This window comes from Modicisalibacter sp. MOD 31.J (assembly GCF_020147985.1).
Classification (GTDB): Bacteria; Pseudomonadota; Gammaproteobacteria; order Pseudomonadales; family Halomonadaceae; genus Modicisalibacter; species Modicisalibacter coralii.
In genome coordinates, this window is the sequence record NZ_JAGXFF010000001.1 from 179,627 (window position 1) to 196,851 (window position 17,225).

General features: G+C 68.6%; 18 protein-coding genes. 2 read left to right on the forward strand and 16 right to left on the reverse strand.

All coding sequences use genetic code 11. The annotated features are described in order from the left end of the window. Positions 1-26: 26 nt before the first annotated feature. Positions 27-1,034, reverse strand: a complete 1,008-nt coding sequence (gene hemB, locus KGR00_RS00815; protein ID WP_224418067.1) for a porphobilinogen synthase — start codon at positions 1,032-1,034, stop codon at positions 27-29. A 285-nt stretch (positions 1,035-1,319) separates the two neighbouring features. Here hemB and elbB point away from each other — a divergent pair, with 285 nt between their 5' ends. Further along, entirely contained in the window at positions 1,320-1,973 is a 654-nt protein-coding gene (elbB, locus tag KGR00_RS00820) for an isoprenoid biosynthesis glyoxalase ElbB (protein WP_224418066.1), read from the forward strand. 85 nt (positions 1,974-2,058) lie between these two features. Here the strand turns inward: elbB and tatC are convergent, their stop codons facing one another. The 13 genes from tatC to KGR00_RS00885 form a co-directional block, all read right to left on the reverse strand. Then, positions 2,059-2,847: a twin-arginine translocase subunit TatC gene (gene tatC, locus KGR00_RS00825; RefSeq protein ID WP_224418065.1), complete on the reverse strand. Its 789-nt coding sequence runs from the start codon at positions 2,845-2,847 to the stop codon at positions 2,059-2,061. Beyond that, positions 2,844-3,227 carry a Sec-independent protein translocase protein TatB gene (tatB, locus tag KGR00_RS00830; RefSeq protein WP_224418064.1) on the reverse strand — a complete coding sequence of 128 codons (384 nt, stop codon included), beginning with the start codon at positions 3,225-3,227 and terminating at the stop codon, positions 2,844-2,846. Before tatB ends, tatC begins: the two co-directional genes overlap by 4 nt. A 6-nt stretch (positions 3,228-3,233) precedes the next feature. Beyond that, positions 3,234-3,488: a Sec-independent protein translocase subunit TatA gene (gene tatA, locus KGR00_RS00835; protein ID WP_129140247.1), complete on the reverse strand. Its 255-nt coding sequence runs from the start codon at positions 3,486-3,488 to the stop codon at positions 3,234-3,236. Between the two features lie 30 nt (positions 3,489-3,518). Further along, positions 3,519-3,857, reverse strand: a complete 339-nt coding sequence (locus tag KGR00_RS00840; protein ID WP_129140248.1) for a phosphoribosyl-ATP diphosphatase — start codon at positions 3,855-3,857, stop codon at positions 3,519-3,521. A 196-nt stretch (positions 3,858-4,053) separates the two neighbouring features. After that, positions 4,054-5,676, reverse strand: coding sequence for a ubiquinone biosynthesis regulatory protein kinase UbiB (gene ubiB, locus KGR00_RS00845; RefSeq protein WP_129140249.1), 1,623 nt, complete (start codon positions 5,674-5,676; stop codon positions 4,054-4,056). Continuing rightward, complete coding sequence (locus tag KGR00_RS00850; RefSeq protein ID WP_129140250.1) at positions 5,673-6,317, reverse strand: SCP2 sterol-binding domain-containing protein; 645 nt, start codon at positions 6,315-6,317, stop codon at positions 5,673-5,675. The genes ubiB and KGR00_RS00850 overlap by 4 nt, the downstream gene beginning before the upstream one ends. A 7-nt stretch (positions 6,318-6,324) precedes the next feature. Then, positions 6,325-7,071: a bifunctional demethylmenaquinone methyltransferase/2-methoxy-6-polyprenyl-1,4-benzoquinol methylase UbiE gene (gene ubiE, locus KGR00_RS00855; RefSeq protein WP_224418063.1), complete on the reverse strand. Its 747-nt coding sequence runs from the start codon at positions 7,069-7,071 to the stop codon at positions 6,325-6,327. 205 nt (positions 7,072-7,276) lie between these two features. After that, positions 7,277-7,660 (reverse strand): DUF971 domain-containing protein, encoded by a 384-nt coding sequence (locus KGR00_RS00860; RefSeq protein WP_224418062.1) that lies wholly within the window; start codon positions 7,658-7,660, stop codon positions 7,277-7,279. 156 nt (positions 7,661-7,816) lie between these two features. After that, positions 7,817-9,142 (reverse strand): ATP-dependent protease ATPase subunit HslU, encoded by a 1,326-nt coding sequence (hslU, locus tag KGR00_RS00865; RefSeq protein WP_129140253.1) that lies wholly within the window; start codon positions 9,140-9,142, stop codon positions 7,817-7,819. Between the two features lies 1 nt (position 9,143). Beyond that, the gene (gene hslV, locus KGR00_RS00870; RefSeq protein WP_129140254.1) at positions 9,144-9,665 is read right to left on the reverse strand and encodes an ATP-dependent protease subunit HslV; all 522 of its coding nucleotides are present in this window, start codon (positions 9,663-9,665) and stop codon (positions 9,144-9,146) included. Positions 9,666-9,850: 185 nt separating this feature from the next. Beyond that, positions 9,851-10,525, reverse strand: a complete 675-nt coding sequence (locus KGR00_RS00875; protein WP_224418061.1) for an SPOR domain-containing protein — start codon at positions 10,523-10,525, stop codon at positions 9,851-9,853. Positions 10,526-10,528: 3 nt separating this feature from the next. Then, on the reverse strand, positions 10,529-12,214 hold the full coding sequence (gene argS, locus KGR00_RS00880; protein ID WP_224418060.1) for an arginine--tRNA ligase: 1,686 nt from the start codon (positions 12,212-12,214) through the stop codon (positions 10,529-10,531). Between the two features lie 354 nt (positions 12,215-12,568). Further along, complete coding sequence (locus KGR00_RS00885) at positions 12,569-14,815, reverse strand: primosomal protein N' (protein WP_224418059.1); 2,247 nt, start codon at positions 14,813-14,815, stop codon at positions 12,569-12,571. Positions 14,816-15,112: 297 nt separating this feature from the next. Here KGR00_RS00885 and rpmE point away from each other — a divergent pair, with 297 nt between their 5' ends. Beyond that, on the forward strand, positions 15,113-15,328 hold the full coding sequence (gene rpmE / locus KGR00_RS00890) for a 50S ribosomal protein L31 (RefSeq protein WP_129140258.1): 216 nt from the start codon (positions 15,113-15,115) through the stop codon (positions 15,326-15,328). A 163-nt stretch (positions 15,329-15,491) separates the two neighbouring features. Here the strand turns inward: rpmE and KGR00_RS00895 are convergent, their stop codons facing one another. Then, the gene (locus KGR00_RS00895; RefSeq protein WP_224418058.1) at positions 15,492-16,934 is read right to left on the reverse strand and encodes a GMC family oxidoreductase; all 1,443 of its coding nucleotides are present in this window, start codon (positions 16,932-16,934) and stop codon (positions 15,492-15,494) included. Then, complete coding sequence (locus tag KGR00_RS00900) at positions 16,934-17,164, reverse strand: hypothetical protein (protein WP_224418057.1); 231 nt, start codon at positions 17,162-17,164, stop codon at positions 16,934-16,936. The genes KGR00_RS00895 and KGR00_RS00900 overlap by 1 nt, the downstream gene beginning before the upstream one ends. Positions 17,165-17,225 lie beyond the last annotated feature (61 nt).

Consider the following 17,225-nt stretch of genomic DNA (forward strand, 5'->3'; position numbering starts at 1 on the left):
GACGAGAGGGCGCGCGGCCCCCTCGATCATGAATTGAGAAGCTGGGCGGCGCGTTTGGCGAAGTAGGTCAGCACGCCGTCGGCGCCGGCCCGTTTGAAGCACATCAGCGACTCGAGCATCACGCCGTCGGCATCGAGCCAGCCGTTCTCGAAGGCCGCCATGTGCATGGCGTACTCGCCGCTGACCTGATAGGCGAAGGTCGGCACCCGGAGTTCCTGCTTGATGCGGTGCAGGACGTCGAGATAGGGCATGCCCGGCTTGACCATCACCATGTCGGCACCCTCGGCGATGTCCAGCGCGGTCTCGTGCAGGGCCTCGTCGCTGTTGGCCGGGTCCATCTGATAGGTGGTCTTGTCGGCCTTGCCCAGGTTGCCCGCCGACCCCACTGCATCGCGGAACGGCCCGTAGTAACGCGAGGCGTACTTGGCGGAGTAGGCCATGATCCGGGCGTTGTGCAGCGCTTCCTGTTCGAGTACCGCGCGGATCGCGCCGATCCGCCCGTCCATCATGTCCGAGGGCGCGACCACGTCGGCACCGGCCTCGGCGTGGGACAGCGCCTGCTTGAGCAGGGTCTCGACGGTGCGGTCGTTCTGCACGTAGCCCTGCGCGTCGAGGATGCCGTCCTGGCCGTGGCTGGTGTAGGGGTCGAGTGCCACGTCGGTGATGATGCCCAGCTCCGGGCAGGCGTCCTTGATCGCGCGCACGCTGCGCTGGACCAGGCCGCTGGCGTTGTAGGCTTCCTCGGCGAATTCGCTCTTCAAGGCGGTATCGATCACCGGGAACAGCGCCAGTGCCGGGATCCCCAGGTCGGCGACCTCGCGGGCCTGTTCGACCATCAGGTCGAGCGACAGCCGTTCCACCCCGGGCATCGAGGGCACGGCTTCGCGACGGCCCTCGCCGTCGAGCACGAAGACCGGCAGGATCAGATCGTTCGGGGTCAGGGTCGATTCGCGCATCAATCGGCGCGAGAAATCATCCTTGCGCATGCGCCGCATGCGCGTGGTCGGATACTGGCGTGGCGTTAACGGATTCAAACGGATATCTCCGGTCGTGAATGGGGTCGCGACCGCCATGCGACACAGCCTGACCGACGACTATGACAATGCCATGACAGCGGCGACGCTGACCCCGAGTATATCAACGCAGGCCGATACGCGAATGCCTCCGCTTGTCGCACCGGCGGCCAGCTTCTAGATTGTAGTTTCCCCGCCGCGCTGCATCGGGGTCCGCCATACCCATCGCCGCCGCCAGGCGCGCGCCTTCCAGGTCGGTCCGGGTCGCCGGTGAGCGTCTCGGACGAGCGTAGGAGAATGACGGCTATGAACAAACAGGTCGCGGTCATCCTGTCCGGTTGCGGAACCGAGGACGGTTCGGAAGCCCGGGAAGTGATACTCACCTTGCTGGGGCTCGATCAGCGCGGCATCGGCTATCGCTGTTTCGCGCCCGATGGCGACCAGCCGCGGGTCGTCGACCATCGCAGCGGTGAAGCCTACGACGCGACGCGCAACGTCCTGCGCGAGGCCGCGCGGCTGGGCGGGCGCGAGACGCTCGACCTCGCGGCGCTCGACCCCGACGACGTCGACGGCGTGGTGATCCCCGGCGGGGTGGGCGTGATCCACACGCTCTCGGACTTCGCCACGGCGGGTACCGAGATGAGCGTGCTGCCGCAGTTGCGCGACGCCCTGGTGCCCTTCCACGAGCGGGGCAAGCCCTTCGGCCTGATGGGCTACGCGCCGTTGCTGGTGCCGCGGCTGCTCGGCGAGGGCATTGCCGTCACCGTGGGCCAGAATGCCGAGCTGGCGGGGGCGATCAGCAGCATGGGCGGGCTGCACAAGAGCTGTGCGGTCAACGAGGTGGCGATCGACCGCGAGCACCGGGTGGTGTCGACGCCGGCCTTCCTGCTCGCCGGCGGGCCGGCCGAGGCCTCGACCGGCATCTTCAAGCTGATCGATCGGCTGGCGGAGATGCTCTGAAAGGGTGGCCGTGACAGCGCTGCCGGCGCGACGACAAGCGCCCCGGCTCCCTGCGCCGGGGCGCTTGCGGTCAGGGGCCGATGCGTCAGGTGTCGTCGTCGATATCGTCCGATGGCGTCTTGCGGCGGACGATGCGGCCGAACAGGATGCCGATCTCGTAGAGCAGCCACATGGGCACCGCCAGCAGGCTCTGCGAGATCACGTCCGGCGGGGTCATCAGCATGCCGATCACGAAGCAGCCCAGGATCACGTAGGGGCGTTTCTTCGACAGGTTCTCGACGCTGGTGGCGCCGGTCCAGATCAGCAGGAAGGTGGCGATGGGGATCTCGAACGCCACGCCGAAGGCGAAGAACAGCTTCAGCACGAAGTTGAGATACTGGTTGATGTCGGTCATCACCGCGACGTTCTGCGGCCCGGCATGCACGAAGAAGTTGAACAGCAGCGGAAAGACCACGTAATAGGCGAAGGCGGCGCCCCCGTAGAACAGCGCCACGCTGGAGACCAGCAGCGGCACGGCGAGGGTCTTCTCGTTCTCGTACAGGCCCGGGGCGACGAAGGCCCAGGCCTGATGCAACACGAAGGGGATGGCGATGAATACCGCCACCACCAGGGTCAGCTTGAACGGTGCCAGAAACGGCGAGGCGACCTCGGTGGCGATCATCTGCGAGCCCGCCGGCAGCAGCGCCATCAACGGGTCGGCCACGAAGCTGTAGATGTCGTTGGAGAAGGCGTAGAGCGCCAGGAAGATCACCCCGATGGCGATCACCGCGCGCAGCAGACGGCTGCGCAGTTCGACCAGGTGCTCGATCAGCGGTGCGTGGGAGGCGTCGTCGTGCGGCTTGTCGTCGTCACGCGGGGAGGAGGAGTCACTCATCGCGGCGCGGAATCCTTGTCGGCGGGAGGGGGCGGCGACTCGGCCGTGGTCGATGCCTCGACCGGCTCGTGGGCGGCGGTGTCGACGGCAGTCGACGACGAGGTGTCACGCCGGGGCTCGCTCTCGACGCTGCTCTCGACGTCGCGGCGCGCCTTATCGAGCCCCTCGTTGAGTTTCCGTTCCTGCTCGGCGAGCTTCTGGCGCAGTTCCTCCGCCTCGAGTTGCTCGTTGATCTCGCGCTGCATGCCGGCGACGCTGCGCCTGAGCTTGCCGATCCACAGCCCCGCGGTGCGCGCGGCCTTGGGCAGGCGCTCGGGCCCGAGCACCAGCAGGCCGACCACGCCGATCAGCAGCAGTTCGAGAAAGCCGATGTCGAACATGATCGCCTACTTCTGTTCTTCTTTGCGGCTGTCCCGCTGTTCCGCCTCGGCGTCGTAGGTATGGCCCGTTTCCTCGTGGCGCACCTGCCGCTGGGTGGTGTCGTCCGTGTCCGCCTTGTCGTCGTCGTTCATGGCCTTCTTGAAGCCCTTGACCGCGCCACCCAGGTCGCCGCCGATGTTGCGCAGCTTCTTGGTGCCGAAGATCAGGATGATGATGCCGAGAACGATCAGCAGCTGCCAGATACTGATACCACCTAACATGAACTTTCTCCCCTCGGGCCAGGCCCGGATCTACTCGTTGTTGCGGGCGGCCTTCTCGTCCAGCCCGGAGATGCCGAAACGGCGTGCCAGCTCGTCGAGTACCGCCTGCGAGTCGATGCCCAGATGCGAGAGCATCACCAGGCTATGAAACCACAGGTCGGCGGTTTCGGCGACTACCGCCTGACGGGTGGCGTCATCGTCGGCGCGGGCATCCTTGGCGGCGATGATGGCCTCGGTGGCTTCCTCGCCGACCTTCTCCAGAATCTTGTTGAGCCCCTTGTGGTGCAGGGAGGCCACGTAGGAGGTGTCGGGGGCGGCCTGACGGCGGGTGTCGAGCACCGCGTCGAGCTGTTTGAGAATATCGCTCATCGATGACAATCCTGAGTCAGTGAGTCGAAAGGGCTTGGTAAAACAGGTCACTAAGGAAGCGCTGAATAAATCGGCGAGCGGCGCAAAGCACGAGGCGTACGGAGCACAGGATCCGGAGCCTATGGGGCATAGGTGAGGAATCCGAGCACCGCACAACGAAGTGATTGGCCCGCGCAGCCATTTATGCAGTGTTTCCCTAACGCCAGGCGAGCAGCACGACGCCCACTGCCGCGGCGAGCAGCACCGGCCAGGGCTGCTCCAGCGCCCAGGCTTCCAGCGGCTGCCAGGCCAGCGCCAGGGCCAGCAGCAGCGCGCCGATGCGCAGGCGGCGTGCGCTGCGCCCGGTGCGTGCCATTGATGCCTGCATCTGGGCCAGCGACTCGACCTGCTGATGGCGCTGGCGGCGCTCGCTCTCCACCCGCGCCAGCGCCTGGTGGGCGAGCACCGGCAACTCCGGCAGTTGGCGGCTGAGCTCGGGGGCCTGTTTCTGCAGCGAGGCCCACAGCCCGCGTGGGCCGGCGCGCTCCTTCATCCAGCGTTCGAGATAGGGCTTGGCGGTCTGCCACAGGTCGAGGTCGGGATAGAGCTGCCGGCCCAGGCCCTCGATGTTGAGCAGGGTCTTCTGCAGCAACACCAGTTGCGGCTGGACCTCCATGTTGAAGCGCCGGGCGGTCTGGAACAGCCCCAGCAGCACCTGGCCGAAGGAGATGTCCTTGAGCGGCTTCTCGAGGATCGGCTCGCACACCGCGCGGATCGCCGCGGCGAACTCGTTGGCGCGGGTGCCCTCGCCGACCCAGCCCGATTCGATGTGCAACTGGGCGACCTGGTAATAGTCCTGATGGAAGAACGCCAGCAGGTTGCGCGCCAGGTAGTCCTGATCCTCGCGGGTCAGGCTGCCGACGATGCCGCAGTCGATGGCGATGTACTGCGGGTCGTCGGGCTTGCCGTGGGCGACGAAGATGTTGCCCGGGTGCATGTCGGCGTGGAAGAAGTTGTCGCGGAACACCTGGGTGAAGAAGATTTCCACGCCGCGCTCGGCGAGCTTGTGCAGATCGGTGCCCTGGGCCTCGAGGGCCGCCATGTCGGCCACCGGGATACCATGGATGCGCTCCTGCACGAGGATGCGCCGTCGCGTCAGCGGCCAGTGGATCGTCGGCACGTAGAGCAGCGGCGAGTTCTTGAAGTTGCGCTTGAGCTGCGAGGTGTTGGCGGCTTCCTTGTGCAGGTCCAGCTCGTCGAAAAGCGTCGCCTCGTAGTCCGACACCACCTCCACGGGGCGCAGGCGGCGGGCCTCGGGCACGCGCCGCAGCAGGCGCGCCAGGGTGTACATCAGGCCGATGTCCTGGCGCATCACCCGGTCGATGCCCGGGCGGATCACCTTGACCACCACGTCCGCGCCATCGTGCAGCCGTGCGGCGTGGACCTGGGCCACCGACGCCGAGGCCATGGGGTCGGTGTCGAAATGCGCGAAGGCGGACTCGATGCTGCACTCGAGTTCTTCCTCGACCACCGTGCGGGCGCGCTCGCCGGGGAAGGGCGGTACCTGATCCTGCAGGCGCTTGAGCTCGTCGGCGATGTCCGGCGGCAGCAGATCGCGGCGGGTCGAGAGCATCTGGCCGAACTTGACGAAGATCGGCCCCAGCGCTTCCAGGGCCAGCCGCAGCCGTCGCCCGCGGGAATGGCCCCCGGTGGGCAGCAGGCGCAGCGGCGACAGGCGTACCACCAGGCGCAGCAGCGGCGGCAGGCGGTCGAGCGGGATCAGGCTGTCCAGCCGATAGCGGGCGACCACCCACAGGATGCGCAGCAGTCGCAGGCTCACGTCGTCGCCTCCCGGCGTTCGGCGAGCTTGCGCTGGAGCCGGGCGAGGCGTGCCTCGAGCCGGTCGGTGGCGACCTCGAGTTCGGTGAGATGGTCGCGCAGCACCTCGCGCTGTGAACTGCCGGGCAACAGCCGGGCCTCCTCGAAGAGGTACTCGGCGAGATCGGCGCGCAGCTCACGCTGACCGCGCAGGCCGAAGCGGGCGAAACGCCGCATGCCCTCGGCAAGGGTGTTGGCCGGCACGTCGCCGAACCATTCGGCCAGCGCGCCTTCCCAGTCGAGGTCCAGATCCATCAGCAGGTCGCGGGCCGCCTCGAGCAGGTGGGTCTGGCCGCGCAGCGACAGCCGGCCGTCGAACATCAGGTGTTCCAGCGACTCGCCGGCGAGCAGGGCGCCCAGGGCTTCGCTGTCGACCTCGACGACGGCGTCGGCGTCGCCTTCCTCGGCCTGCGGGTGGTGAAACAGCTTGAGGCCCTGTGCGTGGAAGGCGATCAGCAGTTCGAGCTGCGGGCGCTCCAGGCGCAGCAGCAGGCGCTTGCCGGCGAGCCGGCGCAATCGCGACGGCGCGGCGGGGTCGCGGGCGAGCAGGGTATTGAAGGTCTTCTCGGCACAGGCCAGCAGCAGGGGGGGAGTCAATGCCATCGGGTCCTCACAGCTTGACGCCGCGGTGGAGGGCGACGATGCCGCCGGTCAGGTTGGTGTACTCGACACGCTCGAGCCCGGCGCGCTCCATCATCGCCTTGAGGGTTTCCTGATCGGGGTGCATGCGGATCGATTCGGCCAGGTAGCGGTAGCTGTCGGCGTCGTTGGCGACGAGTTCGCCCATCTTCGGCAGCAGCCGGAAGGAGTATTCGTCGTAGACCTTCGAGAGCGCCTGGTGAGTGGGCTTGGAGAACTCCAGCACCAGCAGCCGGCCGCCCGGTTTGAGCACGCGGGCCATCGAGGCCAGGGCGGCGTCCTTGTCGGTGACGTTGCGCAGGCCGAAGGCGATGGTGATGCAGTCGAAGGTGTTGTCGGCGAACGGCAGGCACTCGGCGTTGGCCTGGACGTACTCGACGTTGCCGCCGGCCCCGTGGTCGAGCAGCTTGTCGCGTCCCACCCGCAGCATCGAGGCGTTGATGTCGGCCAGCACCACCCGCCCTTCGCTGCCCACCCGCTGGGCGAACTTGAGCGTCAGGTCGCCGGTGCCGCCGGCGATGTCGAGCACCGTCTGGCCGCGGCGCACCGCCGAACGCTCGAGAGTGATGCGCTTCCACAAGCGGTGGATGCCCATCGACATCAGGTCGTTCATCAGGTCGTAGCGCCCCGCCACGGAGTGGAAGACGTCGGCGACACGGGCGGCCTTCTCCTCGACCGGAACTTCCTGATAGCCGAAGTGGGTCGTGCGCTTGTTCATGGGCTTCCCTTGCTGTGCAGGTGGCGCGGCTCCGGCCTCGGCATGGGGCCGGCACGTTCCGGCGGCGGCGTGGCGAGCACGGCGGGCCGGGTTCGATGAAGTGGGCGCCATTGTAGCGTCGCCGGACGGGGCTTGTCTGCGCTTGGCGGCCATGCCGCCGCCCTGGGCGTGGCCATGGCGCGCCGCAGACGCGATGGGGCGTGGGCTAGACCGATTTCAGGGGAATGCCCAGCGGCTCGCGGGAGGCGCCGGCCGCCTCGAGCTGCTTCAGGTAATCGGCCCAGTAGGCGTCCCGATGGGTCGCCAGGTCGTAGAGGTATTCCCAGCTGTAGAGGCCGGTGTCGTGGCCGTCGTCGAAGTGCAGCTTGAGCGCGTAGCGGCCGGTCTGGGTGATGTTCTTCAGGCCCACGTACTTCATGCCGGTCTGCAGCGTGGCGGTGTCGGGGCCGTGGCCGCGCACCTCGGCCGACGGCGAGAACACCCGCAGGTACTCGGCGGAGAGCCGGTAGCATTCGCCGTCGGCGTAGGCCAGCTCGAGTTCGCGGGCCTGCTTGTGATAGTGCACGCGGGTGGGGATCGGGGCGGTCATGAGAAAACTCCTGGCTGTAAGCCATAAGCTGTAAGCCGTAAGTCTTGGCCCAGGCCAGGGAGAGATGCAAATGGAAGAGAAGAACCCCGTCCTTGGCCATTCTTCTCTTCCCGCCGCGAAGCGGCGCTCTTCCCGCTTACAGCTTACAGCTCCTCGTCAGAGGATGTAGCGCGACAGATCCTCGTCCTTGGCCAGTTCGCCGAGCTGCGAGTCGACGTAGGCGGCATCGACCACCAGCGGGCCCTGCAGGTCGCCGCCCTGGAACGAGGCTTCCTCGAGCAGGCGTTCCATCACCGTGTGCAGGCGGCGCGCGCCGATGTTCTCGGTGCCTTCGTTGACCTGCCAGGCGACCTCGGCGATGCGCGCGATGCCGTCCTCGGTGAACTCGATCTCGAGGCCCTCGGTGGCCATCAGCGCCTGGTACTGCTTGGTCAGCGACGCGGAGGGCTCGGTGAGGATGCGCTTGAAGTCGTCCGGGGTCAGCGCCGAGAGCTCGACACGGATCGGCAGACGGCCCTGCAGCTCGGGAATCAGGTCCGATGGCTTGGAGAGATGGAAGGCCCCGGAGGCGATGAACAGGATGTGGTCGGTGCGCACCATGCCGTGCTTGGTCGACACCGTCGACCCCTCGATCAGCGGCAGCAGGTCGCGCTGCACGCCCTCGCGGGAGACCTCGCCGCCGCTCGACTGGCCACCGCCCTTGGCGACCTTGTCGATCTCGTCGAGGAACACGATGCCGTTCTGCTCCACCGACTCGACGGCACGGCGCTTGATCTCTTCCTCGTTGACCAGCTTGGCGGCTTCCTCGTCGCGCAGCAGTTGCCAGGCGTCCTTGACCTTGACCCGCTTGGTCTCGGTCTTCTGCTTGTTCATGCTCGAGAACAGGCTCGACAGCTGCTGGGTCATCTCCTCCATGCCCGGCGGGGTCATGATGTCGATGCCGCCGCCGGCCGGGGTGATCTCGATGTCGATCTCCTTGTCGTCGAGCTGCCCTTCGCGGAGCTTCTTGCGGAAGGCCTGACGGGTCGAGGAGTCGTCGCGGGCATGGTCGTACTCGCTGCCCCGCGGGGGCGGCAGCAGCGCGTCGAGGATGCGATCCTCGGCGGCATCGTCGGCCTTGTGGCGAACCTCTTCCTTGGCCTGCTCGCGAACCATCTTGATCGCCATCTCGACCAGGTCGCGGATGATCGACTCGACGTCGCGACCCACGTAGCCGACCTCGGTGAACTTGGTCGCCTCGATCTTGATGAACGGCGCGCGGGCGAGCTTGGCCAGGCGCCGGGCGATCTCGGTCTTGCCGACCCCGGTGGGGCCGATCATCAGGATGTTCTTGGGGGTCACCTCGGGGCGCAGGTCGTCGTCGAGCTGCATGCGCCGCCAGCGGTTGCGCAGGGCGATCGCCACCGCCCGCTTGGCGTCGTGCTGGCCGATGATGAACTGGTCGAGGGCGTGGACGATCTCGCGGGGGGTCATCTGTGACATGTCAGGCGAGCTCCTCGATGACGGCGTTGTGGTTGGTGTAGACGCAGATGTCGGCGGCGATGTCGAGCGACTTGGCGGTGATCTCCTTTGCCGACAGCTCGGTGTTGTCGAGCATCGCCCGCGCCGCGGCCAGCGCGTAGTTGCCGCCGGAGCCGATGGCGATCACGCCGTATTCCGGCTCCACCACGTCGCCGTTGCCGGTGATGATCAGCGAGGCGGTCTTGTCGGCGACCACCAGCATCGCCTCGAGGCGGCGCAGGGCGCGATCGGTGCGCCACTCCTTGGCCAGCTCGACGGCGGCCTTGGTGAGGTGGCCCTGATATTTCTCGAGTTGCGCCTCGAAGCGTTCGAACAGGGTGAAGGCATCGGCGGTGCCGCCGGCGAAACCGGCCAGCACCTGGCCGCGATAGAGGCGCCGCACCTTGCTGGCGTTGCCCTTGAGCACGGTGTCGCCCAGGGAGACCTGGCCGTCGCCGGCCAGGGCGACCTGACCGTTGCGGCGCACGGAAACGATGGTGGTCATGTAACGGAAACTCCGTTGCGGGGTGACGCCGTCGCGCCGGCGGCGTGGCACCCGATGACGAATGATGCACCGGTGTGAAACCAGTACCCGACGAAGGTGTGAGGCAGAGATGCGGGCGGCGTCGACGGAAATCAAGCGATGCCGCGACGGCCCGGGCGGGCCGTCGCGTGTCGGGCGGGCGGGGATCAGTTCTGCAGGCGGATCATCAGCGGTTCGATGCCCTGGGTGACCATCAGGTCCTGGGCCCGGGTGAGCTCGCGGGTGTCCTCGTAGGGGCCGACCTGGACGCGGTGCCAGGTCTGGTCGCCATTGGCCTTGACGTCGGTGATCTTGGCCAGCAGGCCGAAGTCCTTGAGCTTGCCGGCCAGGCGCCTGGCGTCGGCCATGTCCTTGAACGAGGCGGCCTGGAGCATGTACTTGCCGCCCTTGGCCGCGGCCTGGGCGGCGCCTCCGTCGTCATCGTCGCTGGGGCGCGGCGTGGATTGGTAGGCGTCGACCTTGGGCGCGACCACCTCGGATTCCGGCAGCAGGGTGTAGAACTCGAAGGTCGGCATGGCCGGTTCGTCCTTCGCCGCGGCGCTCTCGCCCTGAGACCGGGACGCGGCCTTGCCGGCGGATGCCGCCGTGGCGTCCGCGGCCTCGGTGGCGGGCTTGGGCATCAGCGTCGCCACCGGCGCGGCGCTCTGCTGGAAATACTGCGACAGCGCGAAGCCGGCGATCAGGCCGATCAGACCGCACAGCCAGCCGGGGACGCGCGCCCCCTGACGCGTTTTCTGGCGCGGCGCCCGGCGGGTCGTGGCGCCCTTGCGGGGCGCGGCCTTGCGACGGTTGCCGTTCTGCGCGGCGGCGGTACGGGCCATGGTCTACATCTCCTCGGGAGCGTTCACGCCCAGCAGGTCGAGGCCGTTGCGCAGCACCTGACGCGCGGCCAGCCCCAGGGCCAGGCGCGCGTTGCGCAGGGCCGGCTCGTCGACCATGACCTTGACGGCGTTGTAGCAGCTGTGGAAATCGGCGGCGAGATCCTGCAGGTACTGGGCGACCTGCTGCGGCTCGCGACTGGCGGCGGCGTGCTCGACCACCTCCGGGTAGCGGGCCAGGCGGTTCATCAGCGCCTTTTCCGGGTCGCTGTCGAGCAACGCCAGATTGGCCATCGCCAGGCCGTGGTCGAAGGGCACGCCGTCGGCCTCGGCCTTGCGCATCACGCTGCACAGCCGCGCATGGGCGTACTGCACGTAGTAGACCGGGTTGTCGTTGGACTGCGAACGGGCCAGGTCGATGTCGAAGGTCAACTGCGAGTCGGCGCGCCGCGCGGCGAGGAAGTAGCGGGTGGCATCGCGGCCCACCTCGTCGATCAGATCGCGCAGGGTGACGTAGCTGCCGGCGCGCTTGGAGAGCTTGACCTCGACCCCGGAGCGGGTCACCAGCACCATCTGGTGCAGCACGTAGTCGGGCCAGCCCGACGGGATGCCGGCTTCCAGGGCCTGCAGGCCGGCACGCACGCGGGTCACCGTGGAGTGGTGGTCGGCGCCCTGTTCGTCGATCACCTGCTTGAAGCCGCGCTGCCACTTGTCGAGGTGATAGGCGACGTCGGGGACGAAGTAGGTGTAGTCGCCGTCACGCTTGCGCATCACCCGGTCCTTGTCGTCGCCGAAGTCGGTGGTGCGCAGCCACAGGGCGTCGTCCTGCTCGTAGGTGTGGCCCTTGTCGATCAACTGGCGGACCGTGTCCTCGACCTTGCCCCCGCTGTACAGCGAGGACTCGAGGAAGTAGACGTCGAACTCGACGCCGAAGGCCTTGAGGTCCAGGTCCTGCTCGCGGCGCAGGTAAGCCACCGCGAAGCGGCGGATGGCGTCGAGATCGTCCGGGTCGGCCGCGGCGGTGACGTGCTGGTCGTCGGCGTCGACGGTCTCGCCGGCCAGATAGCTCCTGGCGACGTCGGCGATGTAGTCGCCACGGTAGCCGTCGTCCGGCCAGGCCGGGTCGTCGGGCGTGATGCCCTTGACGCGCGCCTGGACCGAGAGCGCCAGATTCTGGATCTGCACCCCGGCGTCGTTGTAGTAGAACTCGCGGGTGACATCGTAACCGGTGGCCTCGAGCAGCCGGCACAGGCAGTCGCCGATCGCCGCGCCACGGCCGTGGCCGACGTGCAGCGGGCCGGTGGGGTTGGCGGAGACGAACTCCACCTGCACCTTCTCGCCGGCCCCGGTCATGCTGCGGCCGAAGGTGTCGCCGGTATCGAGGATGGCGGCGACCACCCGGGCCACCGCGTCGGTGGCGGCGAAGAAGTTGAGAAAGCCCGGGCCGGCGATCTCCACGCGACGCACCGCCGGGCTTTCGGGCAGGGCGTCGACGAGCGCCTGGGCGACCTCGCGCGGCGGCTTGCCCGCGGGCTTGGCGAGCGTCATGGCCAGGTTGCTGGCGTAGTCGCCGTGGGCCTTGTCCTTGGTGGGGTCGACCTTGTACCTGGGGGCGGCGTCGGCGGGCACGATGCCCTGCTGCTTGAGGGCGGCCAGCGCCTCGTCGAGCAGCGCGATGATGGTGTCTTTCATGTGGCTTGCGTGCAGTATCCTGTGGCCCGGGCGAGCGGCGAGGTCAGCGGGGATACGCGACTCGCGGCGCCGGCGTGGAAAAGCGTCGCTCGTGGAGCATGGCCGCTCATTATCGGCAATTGCGGGTCGGCTTTAAACCCCAGCCCCTAGCGGGGAGCTGTAAGCCATGAGTTTTAAGCTGTAAGACAAATCTACCGGCCGATTCTGCAGGGACAAAACGATGGTGTTCCGGCTTACGGCTTACGGCTTACGGCTTACGGCTTACGGCTTAGGGCTTACGGCTTACGGCTTACGGCTTACGGCTTACGGCTTACGGCTTACGGCTTACGGCTTACGGCTTACGGCTTACGGCTTTTAGGCCAGCGTCTGCGGATCGACGTCCAGCGACCAGCGGACACGTCTCGCCCCGGGGTGGGCCTCGAGCCAGTGGGTCAGCCAGGCGCAGGCTTCGTGGAGCGGCGCGCGGCGCGCGGCGCTGAGCATCAACTGGACGTGGTAACGATTCTGGCGGCGCTCCATGGGCGCCGGGACGGGGCCCAGGCAGTCGACCCCCGGGGCGCGTTCGCCGAGCCAGCCACGCAGCGCGTCGGCGGCCTCGCCGGCGAGTTGGTTGGCGTCGGCCTCGCGCGGGCTCTCCAGGCGCAGCAGGGCCAGGTAGCGGTAGGGCGGCAGGCCGGCCAGGCGGCGATCCTCCAGCAGCGTCTCGGCCAGGGCGTCGTAGCCGCTCTCGGCGAGCAGGCGCAGGTGCGGGTCGTCGGGGTGCAGGGTCTGTACCAGTACCCGGCCGGGGCGCTCGGCGCGCCCGGCGCGTCCTGCCACCTGGACCAGCAACTGGGCGCTGTGCTCGAGCGCGCGGAAGTCGCTGGCGTAGAGGCCGGCGTCGGCGTTGACCACCACCACCAGGGTGACGTGGGGCAGATGGTGGCCCTTGGCGATCATCTGGGTGCCCACCAGCAGCGCCGGCTCGCCGCGACGAATCTCCGCCAGGGTCTGCTCGAAGGCATCCTTGCGCCGGGTGCTGTCACGGTCGATGCGATGCACGGCGACATCGGGAAACAGCGCGCCGAGGGTTTCCTCGCTGCGCTCGGTGCCGGTGCCCAGCGGGCGCAGGTCGGCGCTGCCGCAGTCGGGGCAGGCATCGGGCAGGCGATAGTGGCGCTCGCAGTGGTGGCAGGTGAGCTGCGGCGGCTGGCGGTGCAGGGTCAGGCGCGCGTCGCAGTGCTCGCATTCGGCGAGCCAGCCGCAGGCGTGGCAGGCCAGGGTCGGCGCGAAACCGCGGCGGTTGATGAACACCAGTACCTGGCTGCCGGCGGCGAGGGTCTGGCGAATGGCGTCGATCACCGGCGGAATCAGCCCGCCCTGACGCGGCCGGCCGCGCAGGTCGACGAGTTCCAGCCGCGCCGGGGCATGATGGCTGGCGCGGCGGGTCAGTCGCAGATGGCGATAGTTGCCGGCACGGGCCTGGACCAGACTCTCCAGCGACGGCGTGGCGCTGCCCAGCACCACCGGGATGGCGTCGCGATGGGCGCGGGCGATCGCCAGGTCGCGGGCATGGTAGCGCAGGCCGTCCTGCTGCTTGAACGAGCCGTCGTGCTCCTCGTCGACGATGATCGCCCCGGGCCGGGCCAGCGGGGTGAAGATCGCCGAGCGGGTGCCGATGACGATCGGCGCGCGGCCCGCGCGGGCGGCTTCCCAGGCGTCCAGGCGCTCGGCGTCGGTGAGCTGCGAATGGAGCGCCACCACCGGCACGCGGAAGCGGCGCTTGAAACGCGCCAGGGTCTGCGGGGTCAGCCCGATCTCGGGCACCAGTACCAGGGCCTGGCGGTCGTGGGCCACCACGGCCTCGATCAACTGCAGATAGACCTCGGTCTTGCCGCTGCCGGTGACGCCCTGCAACAGGCAGGGGTGAAAACGATCCAGCCCCTGGTGCAGCTCGGCGAGTGCCGCCGATTGCTCGCGGTTGAGCGTCAGTGCCGGTTCGGCGAGCAGGCCGCCCTGGCGTGGCGCCGGGGCGGCGGTGAGCGGCTCCTCAACGCTGTCGGCCAGGCCCTTGTCGGCCAGCGCCCGGAGCTGGCTGCGCGTGAAGCCCTGGGCGCTGATCACCGAGCCCACCACGCCACGCGGGTGCTGGCGCAGCAGCTCGAGCAGTTCCGCCTGACGGCGTGCCCGGCCCAGGCGCTCGGCAGGCGTGTCGCGACCGGTCTCGGTGAGTTGCCAGCGCTCGCGGGTACGCGCCTCCAGCGGCCGGCCCTGGCGCAGCAGCACCGGCAGGGCCTGATGCAGGGTGTCGCCCAGGGCGTGCTGGTAATAGCGGGCGGTGAAGCGGCACAGCCACAGCCAGTCGGCGGGCAGCGGCTGGGCGTCCAGACAGGTCGTGACCGGCTTGAGCCGATCGAGGGGCAGTTCGCTGGTGGGCCGGCACTCGACGACGATGCCCACCACCTCGCGCTTGCCCAGCGCGACCTTGACGCGCAGCCCCGGCTGCCAGCCGCCCTCGGGCGCGGGCTGACAGGGGCGGTAGTCGAACAGGCGGCGCAGGGGCGTGGGCACGGCGACGCCGAGCACCCGCGGCTCGGCGGTGTCGTCGGGGGTGGTGGACAATTGGCCTCCGCAAATGGCTTTGCTATAATGCCCGGCCTTCTTGCACCCTGGCGATGTCGGCCGGCGGGCGGGGAGGATAACCGGTTATCACAACCCGTGTGCGGTGCCCGACGGGCTGGAAGTCGAGCTACGATCGTCGCTCACGATGGCGAGGCCAGGCGGAATACCTCGAAGACGCGCAGTTTACACGAAGTCCATGCGCATTCTGAGAGGCATTCAACGCCGCATCGCCGAGTGCAGTAGATCATCGCCGGCTTCCCGGATCGGGTGGCGGCACACCGTCCAACGAGGCTCACGATGAAACAAGGTATCCATCCGGAATACAAGACGGTCACCGCGACCTGCTCCTGCGGTGCCACTCACACCGTTGGTTCCACCGCCAGCGAAGATTTCTTCCTGGACGTCTGCTCCAACTGCCACCCGTTCTACACCGGCAAGCAGAAGCAGGCGACCACCGGCGGCCGTGTCGAGCGCTTCAACAAGCGCTTCGGTGCCGCGCTCAAGCGCACGTAAGCCGGCGTTCCCGCCCGCCCCTGGCGCGGGCGTTCTGCCCGAGAAAGACCCCGAACCGCTCCGGCGGCTCGGGGTCTTTTCATTAGCGCTCTTCGCTGCAGCGGGGTGCGCCTCGCCGGGCTGCGGGTCACGCGGGTGCGTGGCCCGTTTTCGGTCGCTGTCCTCAGGCCAGCCGCGCATCGAGATGGTCGGCCAGGCGCATCGCCAGCTGAACCAGGGTCAGGGTGGGGTTGGCGTGGCCGCTCGAGGGGAAGACGCTCGACCCGCCGATATACAGATTGTCCTGGCCGAACACCCGACAGTCGCGATCGACGATGCCGTGTTCGGGGCTCTCGGCCATGCGCGTGCCGCCCATGTGGTGGCGACCGGCCAGTTCGCCATCCGCGGGGAACTGCAGCGTGTCGTCGGTCAGCCATGGGTCGAGCCGGACGCGGCCGATGTCGCGGCGGCGCAGGTAGTCGCCCAGGGTCAGCGCGCAGTCGCGCACGGTGTGATGGTCCAGGGCGGTCTTGCGCCAGACCAGCCGCGAGCGGGGCATGCCCAGGGCATCGAGGTCCCCGTCGGCGAGCTCCACCCGGCTCTCGGGATGGGGCTGCTGCTCCCAGGCGGCACGCAGCACCACGCCGCAACAGCCGTTCGCGGCCAACGGGCGCTGCTTGATCCATTCGCCCAGCCGGGGGGCGGCCAGGGTGAGCTGCTCGACCAGTTCTCCGGTTTCGGCATCGCTCATGCGGTGCAGGCGTAACCCGCAATTGAGAATGCGATGTTCGGCGAGCATCGCCGGGGATGGGGCGAGAAACACGCTCTGACTGGCGTCGAGCCCCAGCGCCGCCGGCTCGAGGATGATCGCCCGACCCAGGGTGGCGTGGGGGTGATCCATCCAGTAGCGGCCCAGCGTCGCCGGTTGCTTGACGACCTGGCCGTGGCTCCGGCGGTTGCACCACAGCAGCAGCCGCGAGTTCTCGATGCCGCCGCAGGCGAGCACGAACTGCCGCGCCCGGACACGGTATTCGCCATCCGTGTAGTCCTTGAAGACGGCGGCGGTGATGCGGCCGTCGCGGGTCTCCAGACCGAACAGGTTGGCGTTCGGGCAATAGTGTAGCTGCGGCGAGCGGGCGACCTCGTCGGCGCAGGTCTCCTTGAGCCGGGTGGCGGGGCCGATCGAGAAATGCACGCGCTTGAGGGCGAGGCCGGGAATCGTCGCGTCCGGCGGAATCGGCGAGACGCCGAGGATCGCTGCGGCATCGGCGTAGTAGGGGGCGAGGGCGTCGCGGTCGATCGGCCAGGCGGTGCCTTCATCGGCCGGCTTGGCGCTGAAGTCGTAGGCATCCAGCGGCCGGCACATGCCGCCCCAGTGGTTGGTCGAGCCGCCGAAATAGCGCAGTCGCGCGGCGTCCAGGGGGATGTAGGGATCGCCGGCGACCGCGCCTTCGTAGAGCGCCTGGGAGCGCAGCGTGAAATCCTGCTCGCCGCCTTCGCAGAGCAGCACGTGCCGGCCGCGCCGCGCCAGGCGCAGGGCCAGTGACAGGCCCGCCGCGCCGGCCCCGATGACACAGACATCGGCGAGCGGATCGGCGGCGGCGTAGCGGGCGAGATCGTCGTGCATCACAGGTCTCCGCTATCGAGCAGCCAGCCGTCGACCCACACGCCGAGATCGCGGCGGGGCACGGCGCCGACCCCGCCGTCGCCGGCGGCAAGCGGCGCCAGCCAGGCGGCGGCGATCGGGGTCAGCAGAAGCCCCAGCGCCTGGCGACGGGTCAGCGTCGGCGGTGAACAGCGGGCGGTGGTGGCGGTTCGGGGGGCGCCGAGGGAAGGCGGTGCATGGCGTCCTGGCATCTGGCGGCTCCGGCGTCTCGCAACAGGGAATGACGTGACGTTACTCCGGCGCCGGTTCCGC